Annotated in this window: 6 protein-coding genes and 1 pseudogene; 2 read left to right on the top strand and 5 right to left on the bottom strand. The window is 62.5% G+C overall.

The window, feature by feature from the left end; all coding sequences use genetic code 11:
* A pseudogene (locus tag AC3WJM_RS18970) lies at nt 1-483 on the bottom strand (IS21 family transposase); the annotation flags it as partial.
* A 216-nt stretch (nt 484-699) separates the two neighbouring features.
* Nucleotides 700-1,182, bottom strand: a complete 483-nt coding sequence (locus AC3WJM_RS18965) for a hypothetical protein (protein WP_492272648.1) — start codon at nt 1,180-1,182, stop codon at nt 700-702.
* A gap of 148 nt (nt 1,183-1,330) precedes the next feature.
* Here AC3WJM_RS18965 and AC3WJM_RS18960 point away from each other — a divergent pair, with 148 nt between their 5' ends.
* Nucleotides 1,331-1,801 (top strand): hypothetical protein, encoded by a 471-nt coding sequence (locus AC3WJM_RS18960; protein WP_492272647.1) that lies wholly within the window; start codon nt 1,331-1,333, stop codon nt 1,799-1,801.
* An 85-nt stretch (nt 1,802-1,886) separates the two neighbouring features.
* Here AC3WJM_RS18960 and AC3WJM_RS18955 read toward each other — a convergent pair whose 3' ends face one another.
* The 3 genes from AC3WJM_RS18955 to AC3WJM_RS18945 all read right to left on the bottom strand — a co-directional run bounded on the left by AC3WJM_RS18955 (nt 1,887) and on the right by AC3WJM_RS18945 (nt 3,628).
* The gene (locus tag AC3WJM_RS18955; RefSeq protein ID WP_307053152.1) at nt 1,887-2,105 is read right to left on the bottom strand and encodes a hypothetical protein; all 219 of its coding nucleotides are present in this window, start codon (nt 2,103-2,105) and stop codon (nt 1,887-1,889) included.
* A 507-nt stretch (nt 2,106-2,612) separates the two neighbouring features.
* Nucleotides 2,613-3,017: a DUF4238 domain-containing protein gene (locus AC3WJM_RS18950; RefSeq protein ID WP_492272646.1), complete on the bottom strand. Its 405-nt coding sequence runs from the start codon at nt 3,015-3,017 to the stop codon at nt 2,613-2,615.
* Nucleotides 3,011-3,628, bottom strand: coding sequence for a DUF4238 domain-containing protein (locus tag AC3WJM_RS18945; RefSeq protein ID WP_492272645.1), 618 nt, complete (start codon nt 3,626-3,628; stop codon nt 3,011-3,013). The genes AC3WJM_RS18950 and AC3WJM_RS18945 overlap by 7 nt, the downstream gene beginning before the upstream one ends.
* Nucleotides 3,629-4,246: 618 nt before the next feature.
* On the opposite strand from AC3WJM_RS18945, the gene mobF reads away from it, so the two are divergent.
* A complete protein-coding gene (gene mobF, locus AC3WJM_RS18940) occupies nt 4,247-7,846 on the top strand; it encodes a MobF family relaxase (protein WP_492272644.1) in 3,600 nt (1,199 codons plus the stop codon).
* Nucleotides 7,847-7,995 lie beyond the last annotated feature (149 nt).

The raw sequence follows: 7,995 nt of genomic DNA, 5'->3' as shown, positions 1-7,995 counted from the left end.
GAAGACGCTCGGCATCGTCTTGTCCCGCAAGGCGATCACGATCCGGAACCGCGAGAAAGCCAGCCAGGCCACGAACAGCACGGTCTTCATCCCGTCAACGACGGGGCCATCCGCGTAGTCGAACTGTAGCCAGAGCCCTGGCTCCGGGGTCCAGGGCCGGTGCACGCGCACGTTCCGGGCCCGGTATTTGGCCTTCAGTTCAGCCAGCGTTGTCCTGGTTGTCCGCTCACACCCGGTGAACCCCAGGGCGAGGAGTTTCTCATGCACGATGTCGCCGCGGATCTTCCCGCGGGACTGCTCGACCCAGGAGATCATCTGCGGCAGGAACGGGTCGGTCATCCGGCCGCGTTGCCGGGCCATCGGCGCCTGCGCGCCTTCCTGACGGGCTTTCACATAAGAGCGCACCGTATTGTGCGAAACACCGCAGATCTTCGCGGCATCCCGGTAGGACCGGGTCAAATCATAAGCAGCTAAAATTTCCATGAACTCTCCTGGAGACTTCACAACGAGCCCCTTCCTTCCGGTAACGGGTGAAATACAGACGATCGACATCGCCATTTCACCGCGGAAGGAAGGGGCTCTCCCCGTAACGACACGAGGGATGGACAAGGGAATCCCCGGCACGCCAAGCCACACACCGGTGGCCTAATCCTGTTCAAAAATGCTTGCCGCTGCTGGTCAAAACCTTGCCGCGAACGGTCAGTCAGATTTTCCGACTCCGGTCAGTTTAAAGTTGCCGCTTACATGCCTGCCCTGACCTGAGGAAGCCGGCGCATCCTCAGCAATGTCTCCGACCCAGGTTTCCGGCAGTTCAGGATCATCCGCGTAACCTATCGCGTTCCGATGTCTCGCAACCTCAGTGCCCATCAGCACATCGTAGGTCGGGTGCCCTGGAGAAAGAACCGTGCCGAGCAAGGCCTTCTTTTTCCGTCCGGTCTCCAGCTCGGTCACCTCCTCGAAGCGAGGATCTCCAAGCTCGATCACTTGGATCACCCGACCCCGATGGTTGAGAGTTACCCATTTCTCCTGGGCCAGTCGGCTTTCATCCAATGACCAGGTTCCCCGGTTGTGCCGCCACAGCTCTTCAGCCGTTGCCGCGGGGTCATAACCCCACCAACTACGGGGAAGAGGATCGTTGCTGTCCGAAGGCGTCCGTTCGCTGAGCCGAATATTGATGACCATGGATCGAGTATGGCTGACCGAAAGCGCGACAAGACGAACAAGCCATGATGAGCCCAAAATGTGGGATGCTATGGGCCGCGCCCGATTCAATCTCCAATGCCCATGGTTTCGGCGCTGAAACCTTCGACGCACTCTCGGAAGGCACCCGGTGAAGGATAGCGCTGGCTCTTATGGGATAGATCAAAGGAAGCAGCAGGTTCTGCGCTGCTTGAGAACGTATGATCTTGCCTCAGGCTCGGAATTTTCCGCCGATCGTGCAACCAGGAAGGGACTAACAATGTGGAGTAAGTTTGATAATCATGGCTTCGAGAACGAGGAAGATTATCTGAAGTCGCAGAAGAAGGAAGACAGCTACAGTTTCTCGTATCCCTTCGAGTACATCGCCAAGAATTACGGAAATGACAACTACGACATCGGCATTGCGACCATGGAGGTCAGCGTCGAGTGGAGTGATTTTCAGGTGGGATACGTTATCTCGTACAGCGTCCCTGATATGGACAAGATCGACCCGGCTCAAGGGAACAGCGATGCCCAGGGGTTCTACGAGTACGGCGTCTATGATCGCGTGAGGGCCGACCTTTCGAGCCTCGGTATCGAGTTCGATCTCATCGCCGGGTAGACACATCCACCAAGCGCGAGGCGGCTGTGGCATTGCGGCGTCAATTGCTTCGTCCGATCTCGATGCGGCGACGACGACTGGATGGTTACAACGGTCGGTCATGATCGTCCAGCACGGTACTGCTGCCTGCCCACTTCCCGCCGCACGTTGGGCATTCGATATACCACTCGTCGGTCCCCGGGAACTCGATCATTCGCCCGACGTTCTCGCCGCTCGACGGGCACCACGCCTTCAAGTCCTCTTCCTTCTGAAGAATCGTCTCTTGAGCCTTCATGAAGTCCAGATCTCGGTTGTCTCTGCTCATGTCGGCGATCGTACAGAGTGTGACCGACACGGGGGGCGCCGTCACTGAGCAGACGGAGCACCCTTGTCTGATGGCTCTGCTCCTGCGCCTACCTCCCCGGGCCCCTTGCGTTCGGTGAGCAGCTCAATCAGCTGCTCGTCAGTGATCCAGTTGTGCGTTGCCTTGCGCCTGCGGCTCCGCCACATGCCGCTCGTAGATCAGTGCGAATCCCACTCGAACGCGGGTGCCAACCGGCAGATGTCTCAAGTCACTCATCTCTCGTCCTCCACCTGCATTTGTTAGGTGCCACCGCCTGTTTTGAGAAGCGACCGCGCCCCATTCGGTCCCGCGGAGCGTAGCCCGGACCGTCTTTAGGAACGGCTGCTTCCGGTTTCATTCTTCCCCTTGACGATCAGCCCGGACAGTAGTCCCTGACGCCTAAGTCAACGTTTGCCCGGATGGGCGCGGGCGTGCCTCCGGGCAACCCGTGGGAGAAAACATGCCCGAGTGGTGAACGCATCGACATTTTCAGCTGGCCGTCGACGACTCACCAGACACAACCTTGGACTCCACTTCCTTGTCGCGAGGTCCGGGGAGATCATCTGGTACTAGAGATGCGTCATCAGGATGGTGGAAGATCCAGTTACGGGCACTGGCAATCGTATGGTCGTTGAAGAGCTGAGCCCACATTGTTGAACCGGGCTGCTTATGGTCGTGCTTTCCCGCGACGATTTCCTCTGCCACGTCCTCCGGCTTCTGCTGGTGGTGATCAACTCTCTCTTCAAACACAGAAGCGGGGTGGTTCATGAGCAGCCCGACTTCTCTGGTAAGTGGAACCAAAATTCCCCAGGCGTTCCCAACCCCAACGCCTGCGAAAACACCATCCAATTCCGGGTTGTGCACGAGAGTAACCGGGGTGTCGCAGGTCAACAATTTCTTTGACTTGAACCTGATGAGCGCCCAAGGACGCCCCAAAAAAAGATCAACAACTCCGGCACCAGGTCGAGAATGTGTTGGATATGGCCGGACGACGTGGTTTCCACGGTGATCCCATCGGAACCGGATGCTTGTTGGACCAGCCGATCCGCCACGTCATCATCAAACTCTTTGCCCGTCTTTTGCAAAGTCTCACGAACACCCTCCGAACCCATCTGGGTGATCATCTCGGACAGCAATGTTCCGTGCGTCTGATCCATCCATGTTCTGGTATCCGGGCCCCGGAGGAACTGGAACGTGAGAAACGTACCCAGGATTTCCCGGTCTTCGGGGGACAGCGGCCAGGAACCTTCCACGGCCTTCCTGATGACGTCGGACGCGTCACCCTCCAAGCCAGATAACTCCTTCTCAAAGACGTCGGCTCCGTCGGGATGGCCGGGCAAAGCATAGAAGTTCGTTCGGACAGTCGCGTGGGTTGTCGGTATGACCAACCGCTTCCCGTCACGACTGGCTGCACCGACTTGCGGAGTACTGCCGGTGTCGTCTTTTGATCCGAAGCCATTCAGGTAGAACTTTGGAACCGTGTGGTGTCGCTTGCTGACCCCCATGCTGACTGCGTCCTCTCTCTGGCTTTCTGACAATCAAGGCCTATTTTCCAGCTCCGCCCACGAATGGCCCAGCTTCGGGCCGAAACTGGGCGGCTTTGATCGCTATGTGGCCACACCGAGCGCAAGAAACTCATTCTCGGGCGGCTTCCGGACAGTCTCTGTCCAAAGCTTGCCCACAATCAACCCGCCGCCGGGCGACAAGGCGGCTTTGGAGCGTTCATGGGCGATTTGACTCGAGTTGAACCTCTCAAAACGCTGCCCCGCCCTTTTGGCGCACCGCTCGAGAACAAACCCACCCAAAACCAGCCCACACGCGACCACACCATTGCAGCCAGCCTCCCCGTCGATCAAACCCGCAGTCCCTGATCAGCTCAAGCGAGCGCGTCATCGTCTGGAACGTCCGCAATGTAACGAGACTTCGCCAAGCGGCACCAAATTCTCATTCCTCCGCAAATTCTCATTCGTCCGCACACGTCTGGCATCCAAGCGGGGACTCACGCCTATCGACGGCAAGGTGACAGGCTGCCGGCAGTCATGTCCCCGAGCCCGTTGCAGACGATGAAGGGGCGTGAAGCAACGGCGAAACACCATCACCGCCCCATGCCCGGAGTGCCGTGTATGCCCGCATTCCCCGAGTGTTCCCGGGGCATTGCGGTGACGATGTCCATTGCCCGGCTGTCTGCGGATGCCGGGGTGAAGTACCTGCTGAAGACCACGGCCCATGGTGATGTGACCGTGAGGAATCTGACGGACTACTACACGAAATCCGGTAACCCGCCCGGGACCTGGCTGGGCAGCGGCATCGACGGCATCGGCCTGGCCCCCGGCACCGTCCTGACGGATGATGCGGCGAAGGCAGTCTTCGAAGCAGCGCTGCATCCGATCACCGGTGAGCCGCTGGGCCGCCGGCACGGGCAACGGGCCACCACCCCGGCAGTGTCGAGCCAAAAGACCGGAACGTCAACGCGTTACCCCGTTGCTGGGTTCGACTTGACGTTCAGCGTTCCGAAGTCGGTCTCGGTCCTGTGGGCGCTCAGCCCGCAGGACGTACGGGATCAGGTGTTGGCGGCGCATCACCGTGCCGTGCAGGACACCCTTCTCTGGCTCGAGGGCCGGGCGATCGGCACCCGGACGGGCCGCAACGGCGTGGCCCATGTCCCGGTCCGCGGAGCCATCGCCGCCGCGTTTGATCATTGGGAATCCCGGGCTGGTGACCCGCAACTGCACACCCACCTTGTCATCGCCAACCGCGTCCAGCGGACCAGCGACGGGGCGTGGGCCACTCTGGATTCCCGGACCCTGTACAAGGCGGTGGTCGCGGCCAGTGAGCACTACAACGGCCTGCTCTTCGACGAGCTGCGGCGCAGTCTGGGAACCGAGACTGAGCTGCGGGCGCCGGTCTCGGTCGAACGCAACCCCAGCCGCGAGCTATCCGGGGTCCATGCCGGGCTGATCACGGAGTTCTCCGCCCGGGCACGGATCATCGAGCTGGAGAAGGACCGGCTGGTCCGGCTCTGGAATCTCGAACACGGGACCAATCCCTCCGACGCCACTGTCCTGAAGCTGCGGCAGCAGGCCACCTTGTCCACCCGGACGGCCAAGGATTCCCAACCCGTTCCCCTGGCCGAGCGGCTTACGTCCTGGCGTCGCCGGGCCGAAGGCCTTGACTGCACGCCGGAACACTTGATTGCCGGCACTGTCGACCAGTCCCGCACCCGGCCCCTCACAGGTGCGGACTTGTCCCCGGAATGGCGGCAGGTCACCGGGCAGCTGGTGATGGACTTGGTCGCCCAAAAACGCGCCACCTGGAACCGGTGGAATCTGCTCGCCGAGGCCGAACGCGTTTGCGCGGGCATCCGGATGGCCAGCCCAGCCGAACGCGCAGCGATGATCGAAGCCCTTGCCGACGACGCCCAGACGTTCTCTGTCCCTCTCAACGACTACCGGTACATCGCCCCTGACAACGCCCCGGCCGACCTCGCCACCGACGGGCGCACGGTTTTCGACCCGGTCACTGGGACGGTCTTCACCAACGCACGCATCCTTGCCGATGAGGAAGCCATCATGGCTGCCAGCCACGCCACCGGCGCGCCCGGCTTGGAGCCCTGGGACGCCGTCGACGCCGTCACCCCCACGCCCGGCAGTGCGGGGCCTGTCTTGTTCGCGGACCAGCAGGACGCCGCCATGCAGATCCTGACCAGCCGGCGCTGTCTGGACGCGCTCACCGGCCCGGCCGGGGCAGGAAAGACCGCCACGATGAAAGCCGTCAGCGACAGCTGGCAACAGGTCCACGGCCCCGGCAGCGTGGTCGCCCTCGCCCCGGCCGCCCTGTCCGCCGACGTTCTCGGCGACGCGTTGGGACTCGGAGCGGAGAACGTGACGAAATGGCTCTACGAATCCAACGGCCCGGGAGCAGCCAACCGCGCCCGCCGCTACCTACTCGCCGAACGCGCCCTTGAACACCCTCTGGGTACCGGCCCGACTCACAGGTGGCGACGGCAGGCGGCACAGGTCCTCGCCACCGTCACCGCCGAACAGTCCCGCTGGCAGCTCCACCCCGGCCAACTCGTCATCATCGACGAAGCGTCCATGGTCTCCACCTACCAGCTCGCCACCCTCACCGAGATGGCGTCCGCGGCCGGGGCGAAACTGGTGTTGGTCGGTGACCCTGCCCAGCTGGACTCCATCGACGCCGGCGGGATGCTCGGCTGGCTCGACCGCACCGACCGGGTGGTGCGGCTGACCTCCCTGCACCGCTTCACCCATGCTTGGGAAAGCGCCGCCTCGCTCCAGCTGCGGGCAGGGAACTGGGACGGGATCCTCGAGTACGAGCGGCACGGCCGGATCGTGGCCGGCACCGACAGCCGGATGATCGAGGCGGCCTACGCTGGATGGGCCGCCGACGTGAAAGCAGGGCTGGCCTCCATCCTCATCGCCGCGGACAATGACACAGTGACCGTCCTCAACCGGCGCGCGCAGGAAGACCGGGCCGCCGCCGGCGCGGTTGACACCCGGCTCACCGTGCCCCTGTCCGACGGTCTCAGAGCCGGTTGTGGGGATATGATCTTGGCCAGGCGCAACGACCGGCGGATCAGGGATAGCCTGGGCGGGTTCATCCGCAACGGCACCCTCCTGACCATCACCGCGCAGCCCGGCAAAGCCGGCACTGTGACCTGCGTCAGAAAAGACACCGGCGCCACCGTCAACCTTGACCCGGGCTACCTTTCAGGGTTTACGGAGTTGGGGTATGCGACCACAGCGCACCGCTCGCAGGGAATCACCGTCGATACCGGTCACATCGTCGTCACCGAAGGCAGGCTCACCCGCGAACTGTTCTACGTCGGCATGACCCGCGGTCGGACCACGAACACCGCCTACGTGGTCGAACCCGACACTGACGCGGACGAACGGATTGATCCGACAGCTCTGCCTGGCTGGCCGGAGATCCTCGGCCAGGTCCTCGCCAGCGAAGGCGCCGAACACACCGCATACGAAACCCGACAAGAACTCCAAGACAGCACCGATACCCTCCACCAGCTCGCCGCCGAGCACGACTACCTCACCCAACTCGCCGCCGACGAGGACCTCGCGGATTTCCTCGCCGCCAACTTCCCGGGCTCGGCCGACGATCTGCGGCGCTCCCCGGCATGGGGCCCCGCGGTCGCCGCATGGAAGCGGCTGGCAGCACATGACCGGAACCTGGCCGAACACGAAGTGCTCAACGCAATGACGCCCCGCGGCGAAGTCCGCGACCTGACGGCCATCATCCACAACCGGCTACGCACCGCCGCCAAACTCCACGAAGCACTCGAAGGGCTCGTCCCGTGCCCCAGCAACCGCACCGACCTGAGCAACCTCATCACCCAGGTCGAACAGCGCATCCGCAACCGCGCCAAACTCGTGGCCGCACGCATCCCCGCCAGCCAGGAACCATGGATGCAAGACCTGGCCTCACAACTCCGAAACATCCCGGACCCAGACCGGCGACGGCAAACGCTCCAGGAAATCCTCATCTACCGGGACCGCTGGGCCATCACCGACAACACCACCCCGCTCGGAACCCCTGTCAGCTGGGACGAACCAGACATGCAAAACCAACGCCACCGACTCCAGACGAAGCTCTCCCCGGTTATCCACACCCGCACCAGCCCCGCCACGGCAACGGTGCACCCCCACCAGCCCTCCCCTTCGACACGGGACATGGGACTGCGGACCTAGAGTTAGAAGTCGCAGTCCCCAGCGCTGGCCGAAGGTGCCAACCTCTCGAAAGTTTTTGCCGAACCAAACGAGACATATTGGTGTGGTCCGGTGTCGGCCTGCCGTTCTCGCGCTCCAAACCGCCCGGTCGCATCCCGTTTGATGACTCT

This window comes from Arthrobacter sp. FW306-1B-G06A (genome assembly GCF_058781765.1).
The sequence above is the reverse complement of the archived record's forward strand: the minus strand, read 5'-3'. Positions and strand labels throughout refer to the sequence as shown.